Origin of the sequence: Streptomyces sp. Ag109_O5-1, from assembly GCF_003814875.1 — a bacterium.
Taxonomy (GTDB): Bacteria; Actinomycetota; Actinomycetes; order Streptomycetales; family Streptomycetaceae; genus Streptomyces; species Streptomyces sasae.
This window is the reverse complement of sequence record NZ_RKQF01000002.1, coordinates 123422-140281: the sequence shown is the minus strand read 5'-3', so window position 1 is coordinate 140281 and position 16860 is coordinate 123422. Positions and strand designations below refer to the sequence as shown.

The following is a 16860-nucleotide window of genomic DNA, read 5'->3' as shown; positions in this document are numbered from 1 at the left end:
ACAGGCCGGTCATCAGCCCTCTACACTCACCCAAACCGCCCCTGAACAGGGAAAACGTCAAAGTGCTGCTGGAGTACTAGCACTCCAGCCGTAGATCGTGATCTTCATGTCCGGTCCGTGACTTGTCGGAGGTAATGGCTGGCCAGCACTCGGGCTTGATGACGGCGTCGCCAGGCCGACCATGAAGATGGGCACGCTGCACGCGACGATCGCGAGGCACAGCGGCACCCTTCGTCGCTCGCGCGCCAGGGCGATCGGGGAGTCGTCCAGGGCCGGGCTTTCCTCGGACAGCGTCATGTCAGTACGTCTCCTGGGGAGATGAAGAGCCGGTTCAGGGGAGGGGCGGGGGAGTGTCAGGCGGATCCGGGTCCGGCATCCGAGGGTCCGCGCTCGCCGGTGGCATCGGCGCGCTCCTGCTCGGCGAGCCGCCGCCGGGCGTCCGCCCAGTCGAGGGGGAGTTCCGAGGCCGGAAGCTCCCAGAACGTGAAGACCGAGCCGCTCGTCGTGGACCGCAGCCCGGTCATGATCGAGCGGTGCGGTTCGGTCTTCGCGTACGTGTAGAGGGCCCGCTTGTCCTCCCAGGCCGACAGCGTCCAGAAGGTGCGCTTGAACGGCTGGGCGACGAGCGTGGCGCCGTACGCGCCGGGCGCGCTCTTCACCTGCTTCCAGGCGGCCAGGGACCGCAGGAAGAAACGCGGTACGTCACGGAAGGAACGGACCTCGAAGCGCGAGGCCATGACGAACGCCCGCGAGTTTGGTGCGGGCGCGTCGACGGTGGTCCAGGGGAGCGTGGGCATGATGGCGCCTTCTTCCGCAGGGGCAGGACGAGGGACGGAGGCCCGGGGGAGCAAATTGGATACCTCCACTATCCATGTTAGACAGTGGAGGTATCCAATGACCAGAGCGGAGCCGACCCGATGCGCATGTCCGAGCTGAGCCGCCTCAGCGGAGTCTCCGTCACGACGATCAAGTACTACCTCCGCGAGGGGCTGCTCCCGGCCGGCCGGCAACTGTCCGCGACCCAGGCCGAGTACGACGGGAACCATCTGCGCAGGCTCCGTCTGATCCGCGTGCTGACCGGCGTCCGGGGGCTGTCCGTCAGTGCCACCCGGGAGGCCCTGGGAGCCCTGGCGGAGCACGCAGGCGACACCCATCGCCTGCTCGGTCTCACCCTCGGTTCGATCGGGCCCGCCGGGGATGCGGCGGAGGACTCCACCGAACGGACCGAAGTCGACGCGCTCGTGGAGGAGTTGGGCTGGGACGTCCACGGGTCGGCGCCCGCGCGGGCGACCCTGGCCGAGACCCTGGGCTCGCTGCGCGACCTCGGTGTCCCGTTCGACCGGAACGCGCTCGTCTCGTACGCCCGGCTGGCCGAACGGACCGCGGTGCTCGACCTCGGCCAACTGGACCGAATCGACGACCCGCTGGAACTGGCCGAGCGCGCGCTGCTGCTCACGGTCCTGCTCGAACCCGCGCTGATGGCGCTGCGCCGCATGGCCCAGGAGAACGAGTCGGCGCGGCGCCACGGGGGTGGTCGTCGTTGATCGGACCGTCGTCGTTGACGCGACGGTCGCCATGGGGCGGACGGTGTGGTTCGGGCGGTGCTGACCGGGGGCGCCCGTCAGGCGGTGGTCGCGATCAGCGCGGATCCTCCGGGAGGCAGCTGAGCAGGGCGTTCACACCGTCGTGGTCGAGGACGGAGGCGCCCAGGGCCACGGTCATCACGGCCAGCAGATGCACGGCTCCCGGGAGGTCCGCGTCGGCGGCGCGGGTCAGGGCCCCGGACCGTCTGCCCGAAGGCGAACTCGTAGTGCGGGGTAGCCGCCGTGGCAGCCTGCTCGGCGGCCCGGCCCACGTCACGGGCCGCGGGCTGGGCGGTCAGGGTGAGGCGCAGGGTGACCTCCATGACGACACAGAGACAGGTGTACGTGTCGTCGAGGGCGGTCTCGTCCAGGGTGTCCAGAGCCGTGGCGACCGCCCGCGCGTCGCCGTCGGGGTACCCGCGCAGCAGGAGCAACGCGGTGTGCCGGGCGGGGCGGGGGCCGGTGATCCGGTCTCAGACGACGGGTGCCGTGAACAGGCCCTGGATCTCGTTGCAGGTGAATGGGATCAGCAAGATCGGGGCGGGACGGCGGGTGTGCTCGTCGGCACGGACAACCGCGAGGAAGGTGCGGGCGAGGTAACCCAACGCGACCACGAGGTGAAGCGGCAGACCTGGTGCAGCTGGATCTCCTTGCAGGTGAGCGGAATGAGGGCATCGGGTGCGGGGCGGGTGGGCTCGTCTGCGCGGATGACGGCGAGGAAGGCGTGCGCGAGCATGGCGAGGGTCACCCAGCGTGACCAGGAGGTGTAGCGGTGGACCTGGTGCTCGTCGAGTGCTGCCAGGCCCTTGCCGGACTGGAAGAACTCCTCCACTCTCCATCTTGATCCAGCGACTCGGACCAGCACGCTCAGCGGCACAGGTGCAGGCGAGTAGCAGCGGTAGTAGGCGAGTTCGCCGGTGCTGCGGTTGCGGCGGATCAGCAGCTGACGACGCCCGGGGCGGGGGTCGGGAAGGCCGATGAATGCCCAGTCGTAGAAGCGGTGCCCCTTGGCCCCGGCTCCTGCGGAGAGCTTCTGCCAGGCCCGCTTGGGCACTTTCTTGGCCAGGATGTCCGCACGGAACTTCCCTGCACCAGTGGTGACTTCGTGTGAGCAGGCCACCGCGAGGACATAGCCGGTGCCACGTTCCTCCAGTGCGGTTCGCAGCTTCGGGTTGGCGCCGTAGACCTCGTCACCGGCAACCCCTGCGGCCTGGTGGCCGGAGTCCAGGAACCGGGCGACCATGCGAGCGGCCAGTTCCGGCTTGATGGCGAAGGTGGTTTCCTCGGCAAGGCCCGCGGCGCGGCAGCGGTCGGGGTCGGAGGTCCAGGAGTGGGGAACGTAGAGTTCCCGGTCCACTGCCGCGTGGCCGTGCCGACCTGCGTAGACCAGGTAGACGGCGACTTGGGAGTTTTCGATCCGGCCGGCGGTGCCGGTGTACTGGCGCTGGACGCCGACCGTCTCCACGCCCTTCTTCACGTCGCCGGTCTCGTCGACGACCAGCACCGCTTGGTGGTCGTGCAGGTGTTCCACCACGTAGGCGCGTATGTCGTCGCGGACCTGATCGGCATCCCACTTGGCCCTGCCCAGCAGGTGCTGCATGCCGTCCGGTGTCGTGTCGCCGGCCCACTCGGCGATGGTCCAGCAGTTCTTGCTCGGCAGGTCGGACAGCAGTCCGAGCACCAACTTCCTCATCCGGCGCCGGGGTTCGACCCGGGCGAACCGACCCGCGACCCGGCCCATGAGTATCCTGCCATCGGGCGAGGTTCCCGTCGGGCGTGGCGGTCATCATCTGGCCACCAGACGCGAGAGGTTCCTTCACAGGCCCAACTGATCGCGCATCGCGTCGGCGTCGCGCAGGGCCCAGTGCTCGATGATGCGGCCGTTGCGGACGCGGACCATGTCCATGCTGAGGACCTCGTAGCGTCGGCCGGAATCCGTGTGGGTGCCCCGGCTTGTGTACCGGTTGACGGAGGTGTCGCCGGAGACGACGTTCTGCTCGATCGTCACCGAGACATCGTGGAACGCGCTGCTCGCACTCATCCGTTCCCACTTCTGTCGCCAGGCGTCGCGTCCCCGGTGATCGCCCTGGGTGCCTCCCCGGTGGTCGACGACCTCAGGGTCGATCAGTTCCAGGGCGTCTTCGAGCCGCCCTTCCAGGATCTGCGCGTAGCTCTCGACGACGCGCCGGTGAATCTCTCCCGGTCCTGGGCGCGTGGTGTCTTCTGCTCCCTGCAGCATGCGGAATCTCCTCTGGTGGGGATACGCGAGACAGCAACTGGGGAGCTCCCCGCTTGCCGAGTTCGGCTACCGTAACCGGGGAAGTCCCCGATTAACAAGGAGGGTCATGCCATCGCAGAGCGCCGGGCCTGCACCGCGTCCGGAACCCCAGCGTCGTCGTCGCGCGGACGCTCAGCGAAACTACGACCTGCTCGTGGCCGCGGCCAGGGACGTCTTCCACGACCACGGCGTCGACGCCCCGCTCGACGACATCGCCCGCCGGGCCGGCGTCGGCAACGCCACGATGTATCGACACTTCCCGACACGCCGCGAACTGATCATCGCCGTCTACTCCGAGGAAGTGGCCGAGCTCTGCACCCGGAGCCAGTCCCTGCTGGCCGAGGACCTTCCCGGCGACGCCCTCTTCGGCTGGCTCCAGGACTTCATTGCACACGTGGCGGCCAAGCGGGAACTGGCGCTGTCGATCACCGATGACCGCACAGGCCAGCGCTCCGCGCTGTTCGACCGCTGGCACCAATCGATGCACACAGCCGCGTCCGCACTGCTGACCCGGGCGCAAAGCGCCGGTGCTGTCCGCGCCGACCTCAATGCATCGGAACTACTCGCCCTGGCCAACGGGATCGCACTGACCACCACGGACGCCTCTCAAGCAGAGCGCCTCGTCCTCCTGATCAGACAGGGCACGGACACCCCCTCGACACCGGCCGACAGCATCCACTGAAAGCGCCAAGCGCGACGCCGGCTTCCGCTGCGCCGTCGAAACACGCACCCCCGCTACATTCCCCACCGCCAGGCCGTTGACCAGGAGAAATACAGAAGTCCGGCTGGAGTACTAGGCCCGACGCGCGGCGGCCTGCCGTTTCACTCGGCAGGCTGCCCTCCTTCTCAGTGACTCATGACGAGCGCGTGGACTCGCTGCCGTGAGGATGGCCAACTCTTCAAGACCGCTGAACTGGGTACTAACCTCGATCCTTGTGCTGGCAGCGACCGACGGGCTTTACGCGGACCTCAGGAACGGGATACGGCCAGGTGGCAGTGACAACTCTTGTGCGGGAACAAGTGTCAGCCCCAGATGCCTGGGCCAACCCGTTCACTAACCCTCGGCTCTGCACGGCCATCGTCGACCGGCTCACTTTCAACGGCACGATCATCGAGACCGGCACCGACGCTCACCGCATCGCTCAGACCTCAGTCAAGGCCGAACAGGCCGCCACGCGCTGAACAGGACCCATCTTCCAATTACGTGGACCAGGAGGTGGGTCACATTCTGCTCCTCGCCTCCGGGCTGATCGGCGATGCATAGCGCTCCTTCGAGCCGGAAGCCTCCCGCAACCAGTCGCCGAGTACGGCAACGTCCCTTTCGGTGAGGCCGATACCGGAATCGACATGGTGGAGGAAGGCTTTCCCTCGGTGGTGCGCCGGCACCCAAGAGCGATCGAGATCGGCAATCGAGTCGTCGACCCGGATGAACGGGCGTTCTTCCGCAGATTGGACGACGGCGCGGGGCTTCCAGCTCAGCGCGCTGGCCTTATAGTCCTCCGCGTCGCGGAGCTCATGAGTCTGCCCGCGCGTGGCGACGTCCGACGTTTGCGGTGGTCAGGCCGTATGGGAGCGGGTCGAGGTGATCACGACGGATGTGTAGGGCATGGTGGCGTACCCGCCGAGCTTGTCGATCGCGGTTCCGGCGCCGTCCAGGACCTGCGCCATTTTGTCTGCGGGGAGTTGGGTGAGGCCGCCGAAGGTGGGGAGCTGGTCGAGCCACTCTTCTCGGGAGTAGGTGCGCTCCCAGGTGAAGCGCCACTGTTCCGGCTCGCTGAAGCTGCCGGTCTGCCGGATCCCGTCGGCGATTTTCGCGAACAGGGGCTGGTAGGCGTCCACGGCCGATCGTCCTAGCAGGGCGGGGTTGAACGGGGAATCGGGGGCGACCCGTTGGAGTGCTTCGGCGAGGGCGTCGATCACTTCGGCCGGGAGCTGGAGGACGTGGTGGAAGGGGGCGAGTCGGCCGCCGGGCCGGAGTACCTGGGCCGCCTTGGCCGCGCCGGCGACGGGGTCCACCCAGTGCCAGGCGGTGCCGGCGATGACCGCGTCGAACTGCCGCCCGGCCGGCTGCCAGTCCTCGAACCTGGCGACCTCGACCTCGATGCGGCTGCGTCGCGCGAAGGCGGCCATGCGCTCGTCGGGCTCGACACCGAGCACCGTGCAGCCGGCCGCCTGGAATTGCCGGGCCTCGATGCCGGTCCCGGCTCCGACATCGAGAACGTGCCGACCGGGGCTTGCCGCGATGATCCTGTCCACCAGGGCCTGGGGATACGGCGGTCGGGCGCGGTCGTAGCGTTCGGCGTCCACTCCGAACGACTCGGCCGTCTGCCGGTGGCGGTGAGGCTCGGGGCCGGACTTGTCCGGCTGTCCCTGCGATAAAGTGGGCATGCGCCCACACTAATGGGCGGTTGCCCACTTGTTAAGGCGGGGCGGCGCGGAAAGGAAGACAATGCCGTCAGGGGTGCACATACACAACGTGCGCGGCCAGTTGTTCGAAGCCGCCGAGCGCGTCCTGCTTCGGGACGGGCCCGACGCGTTGACCAGCCGGGCGGTCACGGAGGAGGCGAACTGCGCCAAAGGTGTGCTGCACCGGCACTTCACCGACTTCGACGCCTTCCTGGCGGAGCTGGTCCTCGACCGTGTCCGCAGCATCGGGGACCGAACTACGACTCTGCGCGCGGCGGCCGGCACCGGGAGCGTGGTGGACAACCTCGTCGACGCACTGCAGGATCTGTTCGGGCCGGTCACGGTGGCAGTCGTCGCGCTCATCACCTTCCGCGACGGCCTCCGCGCCCGGCTGCGCGAGGCCGGGCTGATCGGCATCCCACTGGCTGTGCAAGGCACCGCTATGATCGCCACCTATCTCACCGCCGAGCGGGAGTTGGGGCGCCTGGCCGGCGACGCCGACATCGACACACTCGCCCCCACCCTCGTCGGGGCCGGGCACCTGCTGTTCGCCGACCGGGCGAGCGCCCCACCGCAGACCACCGCCATCCGCAAGATGGTGACCACCGTCATCGCCGTCGCCTTGCGACCACCTCAGCCGTGACCTGAGTGCCCGGTTCCGGAATCGCTGAAGCGATCTCTTTGCGGGCCTGGCCTGGTGGGGTGGTTGATGGTGACGGCTGGATGTCGGTCCGGTACTGCCCGGCTTGTGGGGAACGGCTTCGGCTGGACGCCGGCCCAGGGGCGCGGTTCTGTTCGGCGGTGTGTCGCTCCGGGCAGTGGCGCCACGTCCGTCGGGTATGGGCAAGGGGGGCGGCCTTGCGGAAGGCGCGCGATGCCGCAGGGTGTCCGTCGTGCGGGACGCGGTGGACACTTGGGGTGGAGCGTCCGGGGGGACTGTCTGTTGCTCACCACGGTGCCGTACGAGGGCCTGGCGGAAGCGGCAGAAAGCGTCCGGAGCGGCGTCACAGTGACGCTGTTCTGAACACCCGTTTTATCCAAGTCATTCCGATATTGACTGAGTTGACGTCGCGCCTTGTTGGCGATCGCGCGGCGGGAGGACTCTCCGGAGAGAGCAAGGGGTCGCGGGTTCGTTGCGGCCCGGAGTACCGCGCCCGGCCCCGCGCAAGGGGTGGTGATCACCATGCCTGCGAACGTCGGCCAGGTCACTCGGCAGCGTTATGACGAGAACGTCGCTGGGGACCGGCAACTGGTCGCCCGGATCGGCCGGGCCATGTTCACGATCGGCGGCCACGCCGCGGAGATCGAGCCGATGCGTCCGCAGGGCGGTTCGTCGCCGCGCAGCGACGACGAGTTCTTCGGGGTCCGGCGTCGCTCCAGATATACGCGGACGACATCGGCATATCGCTGAGCACGGTCCTCAACTACCGTTTCACGTCTCATCGTTGGCCAGCTGCGCAGCGTCGCGAGGGTGTGTCGCACAAGGTCCACTCGATCCTGGCATCGGTCCGGGACGGCGCCGAGCGGTCCGCCGCCGCCGTCCCGACCGGCCCGGAACGGTCCAGGAGAAGGTGGAGCGCGTCCGGCCGACGTCACCGACCGGGACGCCGCCCGCGAAGTCCCTTTCCGGCTGCACCGTGGAACAGGCACTGAGCTCCTGGCACATGTCCGGGCAGCGCAGCCGGACACCGGGCTGCCCGGATCCCGTGTCGTACGGTCTGATGTCGCGGCCGCCCACCGTCCGCAACGGATCTCACCGGACCCGGCGGTGCCGCCGGTGCGGCCGAAAGATCTGAACCAGTACCGGGAATCAGGCAGCGACGAGCTCCTGCTCGCGGTCCGGCGTCTTGACCTTCGGCTTCTTGTTCGGCAGCGAGAGCCGGAAGACCTTGCGCCACGCGGAGAACACCTGCTTGGGCAGCGGCCCGGTGACGTACTCCAGCTCGTACTTCTCGAACAGCGCGCGCACCTTCACCGCGACCTCGGCGTACCGGTTGCTCGGCAGGTCCGGGAACAGGTGGTGCTCGATCTGGTGCGACAGGTTGCCCGTCATGAAGTGCATGGCCCTGCTGCCGCTGATGTTCGCCGAGCCCATCATCTGGCGCAGGTACCACTGGCCGCGCGTCTCGCCCTTGATCGACCGGCGCTCGAAAACCTGCACGCCCTCGGGGAAGTGCCCACACATGATCACCGAGTGGGACCAGATGTTGCGGACCAGGTTCGCGGTGAACGTGGCGCCGAGCGTGGTGAGGAACGACGGGCCCGACAGCAGCGGGTGGATCACGTAGTCCTTGAGCACCTGCTTGCGGATCTTGCGGCCCACGGCCTTGGCCCGCGCGCGGAACTCCGGGTTCTTGCGGCGGCGCTTGTGCAGGTTCTTGCCGAGCTCCAGGTCGTACGCTGCGATGCCGTATTCGAAGAAGCAGGCGTTGATGAAGTTCCACAGTGGCTGGCCGAGGTGGAACGGGTGCCACTTCTGGTCCTCGTCGACGCGCATGATGCCGTAGCCGAGGTCGTTGTCCTTGCCGATCACGTTGGTGTACGTGTGGTGCAGCTCGTTGTGGGAGTGCTTCCACTGGTCGGCCGGCGAGACGTGATCCCACTCCCAGGTGGTGGAGTGGATCTTCGGGTCCCGCATCCAGTCCCACTGGCCGTGCAGGATGTTGTGGCCGATCTCCATGTTGTCCATGATCTTCGCCACGGACAGACCGGCGGTGCCGATCAGCCACGCGGGCGGGAAGATCGAGAACAGCAGCACGCCCCGGCTGACCAGTTCGAGCTTGCGCTGCGCCGAGATGACCTTGCGGATGTAGGCGGCGTCCTTCTCGCCGCGGGTGGCGATCACCTCGTCACGGATCGCATCCAGCTCGCGGCCGAGCTCCTCGATCTGCTCCGCGGTCAGGTGGGCGGTGGGGTCGATGGCGGTCAAGGTGTTCCTACCGTTCGATGTCGCAGGGGCCCGCCGCGGCGGACACACAGGTCTGGATGAGGACGCCGGGCTCGGCCTCGGTGATCTCGCCGGTGCGCAGGTCGCGGACGGCGCCCGCCTTGAGCGGCGTGATGCAGCCGAAGCAGATGCCCATGCGGCACCCGGAGGGCATGAGCACGCCGGCCTCCTCGCCGATGTCCAGCAACGGCGTGGCGCCGTCCGCATCGACGGTCTTGCCGGTGGCGCTGAACGTGACCTCGCCGCCGTCGCCGGCGACGACGACGCTGGGGCGGAAGCGTTCGGTGTGCAGGCGCTCTTGGACGCCGTGCTCGCTCCAGTGCTCTTCGGCGGCGTCGAGCAGGCCTGCGGGCCCGCAAGCCCAGGTCTCGCGCTCTGCCCAGTCGGGCACGAGTTCGTCGAGACGGGCGATGTCGAGCATGCCGTCTGTGTCGGTGTGCACCTCGGCGAGCCGCAGCTTCGTGTCCGCGACCAGGCCGTGCAGTTCGTCGCGGAAGATCACGTCTTGCGGCTGTGGCGCGCAGTGGACCATGACGACGTCGTCGAACTCGGTGTCGCGCAGCATGCCCATCACGGGCGTGATGCCGCTGCCGGCCGTCAGATAGAGCACCTTGGCCGGCTTGGCCTGCGGCAGCACGAAGTCACCGGTCGCCTGGTCGAGCTGGATCAGCGTGCCCGGAGTCGCCCTGCGGACCAGGTGGTTGCTGACCTTGCCGTCCGGGATCGCCTTCACGGTGATCGTGACACGGCCGTCCTGGCGGTTCGTCGGCGAGGTGATGGAGTAGGCACGCCACAGGCGCACCCCGTCGACGTCGACCCCGATCCGCACGTACTGACCGGCTGTGTGGCCGCGCCATCCCCGTCCCGGTCTGATCACGATGGTCGCGGCGTCACCCGTCTCGGGGTGCACGGCCTCGATGCGCCCGCGCAGGTCGGCGCCCGCACGCAGCGGGCTGACCAGGTCGAGGTAGTCCGACGGCAGCAGCGGCGTCGTGACCATCTCCAGCAGTTTCCACGCCCTGCTGCGGAGGGCTGTACTCGTCATGGCTCCAGCTTGCTGTGCCTCAGGGCGTAAGGTCCTAACCGCAGGACGTAAATCTGGACGGCAGAATTGTTCGCAGGGAATAAGACGTGAACCATGTGATCCGGAGGGCCAGCGAACTGGCCCTGGATGAGACGACGGTCACCGTACTTCGGGCTGGGCTGAAGGCCACCGCCGACGAGGTCGTCCAGGCGATCATCGACGAGGTCCCTCCCTACGCCAACGCCCTTACGGGCCACATGGGCGCCACCATCCGCCGAGCCGTCCGCACCGCCCTGGGGCACTATCTGGACCTCGCGAGCGGGAACGCCACGGGCGGCGACGGCGGTGACGCTGCCTACGAGCTCGGCCGCGGCGAGGTCCGCGACGGCCGTTCGATGGACGCTCTGCTCAGCGCCTACCGCGTCGGTGCCCGCGTGGCCTGGCGATGCCTGGCAGCGGGGGCCGTACCCGCAGGTCTGCCGGCCGCCGAGGTCGCCAAGTTCGCCGAGCTGACCTTCGCCTACATCGACGAGCTCTCCGCCGCGAGCGCCGCGGGCCACGCCGACGAACTGGCCGCCCGGGGCCGGGATCACGAGCGTCACCTGGAGCACCTGGCCCGCGACCTCCTCGCCGGAGCGAGCCCGGACGTGCTGTTGGTCTCTGCTCAACGGGCCGGATGGCAGCCTCCGGTTTCGCTGACCGCGGTCCTGCTGCCCGCCGCCCAGGCCCGGCCCGCCTACCGCGCGTTCGACCCCAGCACCCTCGTCCTCGACGATCTGCCGGACGCCACCGGTGTGCTGCTCGTCCCCGATGCCGACCGGTCACATCTCTTGCGGCAGCTGACCGACCGCACCGCCGTGGTCGGCCCGGCCCGGCCATGGACGCGTGCGTCCGCCTCGTACGCACGAGCCGTACGCGCGCGCTCCCTCTCCTCTGATATTCGCGACACCGAGGACCACCTGCCCGAGCTGGTGCTGAGCGCCGACGTGAACGCGTTCGCAGACCTGCGTGCCCGAGCCCTTGCACCGTTGCGGACCTTGCCTGTCGCGACGGCACGGCGGCTGGAGGAGACGTTGCGGGAGTGGCTGCTGCACCAGGGCAGGCGGGACGAGGTGGCGGCGGCGTTGTTCGTCCATCCCCAGACAGTCCGGTACCGGATGTCGCAGCTGCGGGAGCTGTTTCCGGATCTCGCATCGCCACACCGGGTCCTTGAACTGACGCTGGCGGTCGGTCTTCGGTTCAGCTGACGCGTACTTCGACCGTCCACGACCGCGTCCGTGTGCGGTCCAGGAATCGTGCCTCGTTCCCGGTGCCGTCAGCTGGCTCATGCGGCCCGGGTAAGAGCGGTATCAGCCGGCAGAGACCGGGGGTCAGAAGCTGCTCTCACATAAGTGTCCATGAGTGTCTTTTAGAAGCTGTTGTCTTTCCGGGCTTGAGGACGGCGTTTTCGCTGGTCGGGCGTAGGGTCGGTGATCCTGTGGGAGTGGTGGTCTGTCGTGTCGCCGCTGCTGTGGAGGTCATGGATGCCGTCGGTCGTGGGGCTGCTGGAACAGCGTGAGCTCGTGGCTCGCCGTCGCGTGGACGAGCTGCGGGAGGAGGCCGACCGCGTCCAGGCCGAATTGGCCGTGGCCGAGCGGGACTGGAAGGAATGGGCCATCGCTCGCTCGCGGGTGGGCGAGGTGCTTGCCCCGGCAGACGAGACCGGGCATGGCCACGACCAGGCCGACCGGACAGCACCGACCGCCGACGGGCAGGCCGAGGAGGCATCGTCAACGCCGGAAGCGGCGAAGGCGAAGTCGCAGGTGCCGGTGGTGGCGTGAAGGGCTTGTGTGGTCGGCGTTGTCGGTGGACTACCAGCGCATCCTCAAGGCGCTCGCGGACCGGGCCCGGCTCGGGCAGGGGCCGCTGACCTGCCAGGAGATGGCTGCTTTGTTCGGTATGGACGTGGTTCCGGCGCGGGTGGAGGCGCTGAGGTCGAAGGCGAAACGCCTGGTCGCGCGAGGCTGGCTGGCCGAGCCGGCACCGGGCCGGTTCACGCTCGCCCGCGGCGTGAGCGGGCCAGGCGGCGGGTCATGAGCAGGGTCATCGACCAGTAGATCATCGCCTCGGCGCTGGTGGTGCGGCGTTCGAAGTCGCGCGCCAGGCGGCGGGTGCGCATCAGGTGGGCGAAGAGGCGCTCGACGATCCACCGCTTGGGCAGCACCACGAAGCCGCGCATGTCGTCGCTGCGCTTGACGATCGCCAACACCAGCGCGAACGTGGCCAGGCAGTACTCGACGAGGCTGCCGGTGTAGCCGCCGTCCGCCCAGACCAGGGCCAACCGGTGGTGCGCGTCGGCGACTTGTCGCAGCAGGACCTGAGCGGCGGCGCGGTCACCGGCATCCGCGCTCGTGACCATCACGCCCAGCAGCAGGCCGAGCGTGTCGACCACGACGTGCCGCTTGCGCGTGTGTCCTGAACGCGAAAGGGAGTTGATGGTAGCGAACTTCAAATAGCGGTGCTGTGCGGGAGATGAAGGTTTGGCCCTTCGAAGCCGCCCTGCGGGGGGAGGCTTCAAACCGCCTCATGCTGCGTTGGCTGAAGACCGTCGTGGTGAGCGATGAGGAAAAGGCGCCGTTGAAGGCGTCAGGTGGGGACCGGGAAGACGAACGCAAGTGAATCGCTGTTGACGTGTCGAAATGGCAACAGACGACATCGAAACCGGGGAGTACGCAAATCCCCGGGATGAGTCTGGCGGGTGCCCGTTTATTGGCCAGGCGGTGTCCGGCATGGAGGCGACGTGAGCCTGGTCTGCCGCTCTCGCATGGAACAGGAGAAGGCAGTGCCCGATACTCTCCGCCGGAACGGGTGGGGGAGAGGGAGTGCTCCGAGCAGACGCAACTGTGAGGGGTCGAGTACCGATGCGGGTCCTGCTGGCGGACCGGTCCGTAGTAGTGCTGAGGCCCCTGTAACGGGGGCGGAGCGAAGGGACCGGGCCGCTCGTGACTGTGTTGATCGCATCAACCGGAAGTCCTCCGGGAGGAGTGGGATGAGCCAGTTGAAGTCTCGGATCAAGCCGTTCGATATCTCGAAGCGGGAGGTTATAAAGGCATGGGAGGAAGTCAGGGCTAACAAGGGTGCGCCGGGTGTGGACGGGCAGAGTATCGAGGACTTCGAGAAGGACCTGAAGAACAACCTCTACAAGGTCTGGAATCGAATGTCGTCGGGCTCTTACTTCCCGCCTCCGGTGCGCGCGGTGGAGATCCCGAAGCCACACGGCGGAGGCACGAGAATGCTCGGCATTCCCGCTGTCTCGGATCGGGTGGCGCAGACCGTGGTGGCCCGGCATCTCATGCTGAGGGTGGAACCGGTTTTCCATCCGGACAGCTACGGATACCGGCCCGGACGATCTGCCCTGGACGCGGTGGGGAAATGCCGGGAACGCTGCTGGAAACGGAACTGGGTGGTCGAGCTCGACATCCGGAAGTTCTTCGACAGCGTGCCCTGGGACCTGCTTGTCAAGGCGGTGGAGATCCATACGGATGCCGTCTGGGTGAAGTTGTACGTGCGTAGGTGGCTCGCCGCCCCGCTCGCCATGCCCGACGGCACCCTGCACCAGCGGGAGCGTGGGACGCCACAGGGCGCCCCGGTGTCTCCCGTCCTGGCAAACCTGTTCCTGCACTACGCGTTCGACACCTGGATGGCCCGGGAGTACCCGACCGTGCAGTTCGAACGCTACGCGGACGACGCCGTGCTGCACTGCGTCTCCGAGGGCCAGGCCCGCAAGGTCCTGGCGGCGCTGGAGGACAGGATGGCCGAGGTCGGGCTGCAACTGCACCCGGACAAGACCCGGATTGTCTACTGCAGGGACGGCTCACGCCACGGCTCGTACGAGCATGAGGCGTTCAGCTTCCTCGGGTACACGTTCCGCGCCAGGAGAAGCCGGAGTCGGCACGGGAACCAGTTCCTTTCGTTCGAGCCGGCGATCAGCAGGGAGGCTCTGACCAGGATCGGGCGGGAGGTGCGGTCATGGCGCCTGCACCGCCGGTCCGACCTGACCTTCGGCGAGCTCGCCCGACGGATCAATCCGATGGTGGCGGGCTGGCTCAACTACTACGGCCGGTTCCGGCCGTGGGAGCTGCACTCCTTCGTCATGCGCATCAACGCCTACCTGGTGCGCTGGATCCGCAAGAAGTACCGACGGCTCGCGGGCAAACGGAAGGCGCTGGCGAAGCTTCGGGAAATCGCGCAGCGGTACCCCCGCATGCTCGCCCACTGGCGCTTTTCGCCCACGCAGGGAGCCCTGTTGATCTGAGATCAGAGCGGCAAGAGCCGTGTAACGGGAGACTGTTACGCACGGTTCTGTGAGGGCCGGGAGGTGAGATCCCTCCCGGCTACTCGACCCGTTGATCTGTTTGCCGCCGTCAAAGCCGCGGCTGTCGGCGCCGACGACGGCGTCCGCCTTGACCGACTGCGAGTCGATCACACCCGCACTCGGCTCCGCGTCCCGGCCCAGCCTCATCCGGACCCGGGCGCGCAGCCGGTCATGGAACTCCTTGACCAGGGCGTGGTCGCGCCAGCGGCGGAAGAAGGCATACACCCGGTCCCACGGTGGGAAGTCGACCGGCATCGCCCGCCACTTGATGCCGTTGTCAACGAGATAGCGGATCGCATCGAGCACCGCGCGGTGGCAATACCCCTCCGGCCGGCCGCCCCGCCCGCGCATCCAGCCCGGCGTCGGCAGCAGCGGCCGGACCTCAGCCCACTCCTCGTCCGTCATGTCCGTCGGGTACCGGCGCTGCCGTTCAGGCCGGTCAGCCGCGTTGCCGTACACGTGCGCGAGGCAATCACACGATGGAGCGGCCGAGTTGGACTGCCCGGCCATCGACACGGAAGACTGCGGCACCGGGGCCTCCTGCTGCTCTATGGATTCGACACCCACGAGCTGTTCAGGAGGCCCCTTCCTCATGCCCTCGCCAGGGCAGGATCACCCGACCGGGAACCCGCGTTCGACCGCCACCACTCAAGATCGAAAAGACAACAGCTACTTAGCTTGGCATTTATCCTCGCTGGTCACTCGACCTGCTGATCTTGGTGTGTTCCTGAGACAGCAGGGCGGCCGTTCTTCACGCTTCGAGGTGTCGAGCAACGTCGCGTGAAGGAACGGCCGCTGGTGAAGAGTCTTGCCGCTGAACAGTCTGCTGAGGCCGCGTTGGGCATCCTGTCCCACTTTCGTGTCCAGTTCTACGACTGCCTTTACAGCCGTGCGGATGCGCTCTTCGAGCTCACCGACGCAGTGCTGTGTGCCGATGGTCCGGTCACCTCGCTGGTCGAGCTGACGCTCACGGCCGAGCACCGGCGCGGGCACGGGGCGATGTACGACGCGGTCAACCACGGCTGGCTGGAGCCGCGCCGCCTGCGCAGGCTGCTGGCCTCCACCCCGCTGCCGCGTGCCGCCGACGGGCGGATCGTCCTCGCCGTGGACGTGAGCAACTGGCTGCGCCCTGATGCCCCGACCAGTCCGGAGTTGCTGTTCTGCCATGTCTACGGGCGGGGCCGCAGCGCCGATCAGTTCATCCCCGGCTGGCCCTACTCCTTCGTGGCCGCTCTGGAAACAGGACGGACCTCCTGGACAGCCGTGCTGGACGCGATCCGGCTCGGGCCGGCCGACGACGCCACCGCAATCACCGCCGCCCAGCTGCGTGAGGTGGTCACCCGGCTGGTGCACGCCGGGCAGTGGCGGCCGGGCGATGAGGACATCCTCGTCGTCATGGACTCCGGCTACGACGTGACCCGCCTCGCCTACGTCCTGGCCGACCTGCCCGTCGAGCTGGTCGGCCGGCTGCGCTCGGACCGGGTCATGCTCCGGGATGCCGGGCCGCGTCGCTCCACCCCGCGTGGCGGGCAGCCCCGCAAGCACGGCGGGGTCCTCACCTTCTCCAACCCGGAGTCCTGGCACACCCCTGACCAGGCCACGACGTGCGACACCACCCGCTACGGCACGGCCGAAGCCCTCGCCTGGGACCGGATGCACCCCCGATTGCAGGCCCGTGGCCCCTGGCTCGACCACTGCGGTGAACTCCCTTTGATCCACGGCACGTTGATCCGTCTGAAGGTCGAGTACCTGCCTGGTGACCGCGACCCCAAGCCGGTGTGGCTGTGGTCCTCGCGCACCGGCATGACCGGCGAGGACGTCGACGTCCGCTGGCAGGCGTTCCTCCGCAGATTCGATCTTGAACATACCTTCCGGCTGTTCAAGCAGACCCTCGGCTGGACTGTCCCCAAGGTCCGCGATCCACACACGGCCGACCTGTGGACCTGGCTGATCATCGCCGCCCACACCCAACTCCGCCTTGCCCGGCCCCTCGCCGAGGACCTCCGCCGCCCCTGGGAACGGCCCTCCGAGCCGCGCCGGCTCACCCCTGCCCGGGTCCGCCGGGGGTTCCGCCACCTCCGCGTGAAAACCGCCCGTCCCGCCGACGTGCCCAGACCCTCCAAGCCAGGGCCCGGACGCCCACTCGGCTCGAAGAACCGCAGGCCAGCCCCACGTCACGAGCCGGGGAAGACCGTGAAACGAATCGAAACCCTCACCGAACACGTCCGCCTGAAACAGCAGCGAGGTTAATGATCAAGCTTAGCTTGA

The 16860-nt window shown here is 68.1% G+C and carries 16 protein-coding genes and 3 pseudogenes; 10 read left to right on the top strand and 9 right to left on the bottom strand.

All coding sequences use genetic code 11. From position 1 onward, the window contains the following. Positions 1-57: 57 nt before the first annotated feature. Both EDD90_RS53905 and EDD90_RS53900 read right to left on the bottom strand, forming a co-directional pair. Positions 58-297, bottom strand: a complete 240-nt coding sequence (locus EDD90_RS53905) for a hypothetical protein (protein WP_123982707.1) — start codon at positions 295-297, stop codon at positions 58-60. Between the two features lie 56 nt (positions 298-353). Continuing rightward, a complete protein-coding gene (locus EDD90_RS53900) occupies positions 354-797 on the bottom strand; it encodes a DUF3291 domain-containing protein (RefSeq protein WP_123982705.1) in 444 nt (147 codons plus the stop codon). 120 nt (positions 798-917) lie between these two features. Here EDD90_RS53900 and EDD90_RS53895 point away from each other — a divergent pair, with 120 nt between their 5' ends. Further along, positions 918-1544, top strand: coding sequence for a MerR family transcriptional regulator (locus tag EDD90_RS53895; protein WP_123982703.1), 627 nt, complete (start codon positions 918-920; stop codon positions 1542-1544). 565 nt (positions 1545-2109) lie between these two features. On the opposite strand, the gene EDD90_RS53885 is transcribed toward EDD90_RS53895, so the two are convergent. Continuing rightward, positions 2110-3324, bottom strand: a complete 1215-nt coding sequence (locus EDD90_RS53885) for an IS701 family transposase (RefSeq protein WP_260328857.1) — start codon at positions 3322-3324, stop codon at positions 2110-2112. A gap of 75 nt (positions 3325-3399) precedes the next feature. Continuing rightward, the gene (locus EDD90_RS53880; protein WP_123982701.1) at positions 3400-3822 is read right to left on the bottom strand and encodes an ester cyclase; all 423 of its coding nucleotides are present in this window, start codon (positions 3820-3822) and stop codon (positions 3400-3402) included. A 106-nt stretch (positions 3823-3928) separates the two neighbouring features. On the opposite strand from EDD90_RS53880, the gene EDD90_RS53875 reads away from it, so the two are divergent. Both EDD90_RS53875 and EDD90_RS53870 read left to right on the top strand, forming a co-directional pair. After that, positions 3929-4543 (top strand): TetR/AcrR family transcriptional regulator, encoded by a 615-nt coding sequence (locus EDD90_RS53875; RefSeq protein ID WP_123982699.1) that lies wholly within the window; start codon positions 3929-3931, stop codon positions 4541-4543. Positions 4544-4899: 356 nt separating this feature from the next. Next, positions 4900-5043 (top strand): annotated as a pseudogene (locus tag EDD90_RS53870) (AAA family ATPase); the annotation flags it as partial. Between the two features lie 375 nt (positions 5044-5418). On the opposite strand, the gene EDD90_RS53865 reads toward EDD90_RS53870, so the two are convergent. Beyond that, on the bottom strand, positions 5419-6249 hold the full coding sequence (locus EDD90_RS53865; RefSeq protein WP_185149731.1) for a class I SAM-dependent methyltransferase: 831 nt from the start codon (positions 6247-6249) through the stop codon (positions 5419-5421). A gap of 73 nt (positions 6250-6322) precedes the next feature. Here EDD90_RS53865 and EDD90_RS53860 point away from each other — a divergent pair, with 73 nt between their 5' ends. The 3 genes from EDD90_RS53860 to EDD90_RS59385 all read left to right on the top strand — a co-directional run bounded on the left by EDD90_RS53860 (position 6323) and on the right by EDD90_RS59385 (position 7920). After that, complete coding sequence (locus tag EDD90_RS53860; protein WP_123982697.1) at positions 6323-6910, top strand: TetR/AcrR family transcriptional regulator; 588 nt, start codon at positions 6323-6325, stop codon at positions 6908-6910. A gap of 540 nt (positions 6911-7450) precedes the next feature. Next, a complete protein-coding gene (locus EDD90_RS53855; RefSeq protein WP_123982695.1) occupies positions 7451-7678 on the top strand; it encodes a hypothetical protein in 228 nt (75 codons plus the stop codon). Beyond that, positions 7648-7920, top strand: a complete 273-nt coding sequence (locus EDD90_RS59385) for a DUF6192 family protein (protein ID WP_398929057.1) — start codon at positions 7648-7650, stop codon at positions 7918-7920. Before EDD90_RS53855 ends, EDD90_RS59385 begins: the two co-directional genes overlap by 31 nt. 157 nt (positions 7921-8077) lie before the next feature. Here EDD90_RS59385 and EDD90_RS53850 read toward each other — a convergent pair whose 3' ends face one another. Further along, positions 8078-9196, bottom strand: a complete 1119-nt coding sequence (locus tag EDD90_RS53850; RefSeq protein ID WP_123982693.1) for an acyl-CoA desaturase — start codon at positions 9194-9196, stop codon at positions 8078-8080. 7 nt (positions 9197-9203) lie between these two features. Further along, entirely contained in the window at positions 9204-10259 is a 1056-nt protein-coding gene (locus EDD90_RS53845) for a ferredoxin reductase (protein WP_123982692.1), read from the bottom strand. 86 nt (positions 10260-10345) lie between these two features. Between EDD90_RS53845 and EDD90_RS53840 the strand changes: the two genes are divergently transcribed. Together EDD90_RS53840 and EDD90_RS53835 are read left to right on the top strand one after the other, a co-directional pair. Further along, positions 10346-11485, top strand: coding sequence for a CdaR family transcriptional regulator (locus tag EDD90_RS53840; RefSeq protein WP_123982690.1), 1140 nt, complete (start codon positions 10346-10348; stop codon positions 11483-11485). 276 nt (positions 11486-11761) lie between these two features. Next, positions 11762-12314, top strand: a pseudogene (locus EDD90_RS53835) (hypothetical protein). Here the strand turns inward: EDD90_RS53835 and EDD90_RS53830 are convergent. Next, complete coding sequence (locus tag EDD90_RS53830; protein WP_260328856.1) at positions 12271-12729, bottom strand: transposase; 459 nt, start codon at positions 12727-12729, stop codon at positions 12271-12273. The pseudogene EDD90_RS53835 and the gene EDD90_RS53830 sit on opposite strands and share 44 nt — an antisense overlap. A 537-nt stretch (positions 12730-13266) precedes the next feature. Here EDD90_RS53830 and ltrA point away from each other — a divergent pair. Then, complete coding sequence (gene ltrA, locus EDD90_RS53825; protein ID WP_123978653.1) at positions 13267-14532, top strand: group II intron reverse transcriptase/maturase; 1266 nt, start codon at positions 13267-13269, stop codon at positions 14530-14532. 294 nt (positions 14533-14826) lie between these two features. Here the strand turns inward: ltrA and EDD90_RS58335 are convergent. After that, positions 14827-14943, bottom strand: a pseudogene (locus EDD90_RS58335) (transposase); the annotation flags it as partial. 486 nt (positions 14944-15429) lie between these two features. Here EDD90_RS58335 and EDD90_RS53815 point away from each other — a divergent pair. Further along, positions 15430-16842, top strand: a complete 1413-nt coding sequence (locus tag EDD90_RS53815; protein ID WP_221305243.1) for an NF041680 family putative transposase — start codon at positions 15430-15432, stop codon at positions 16840-16842. Positions 16843-16860: the final 18 nt, after the last annotated feature.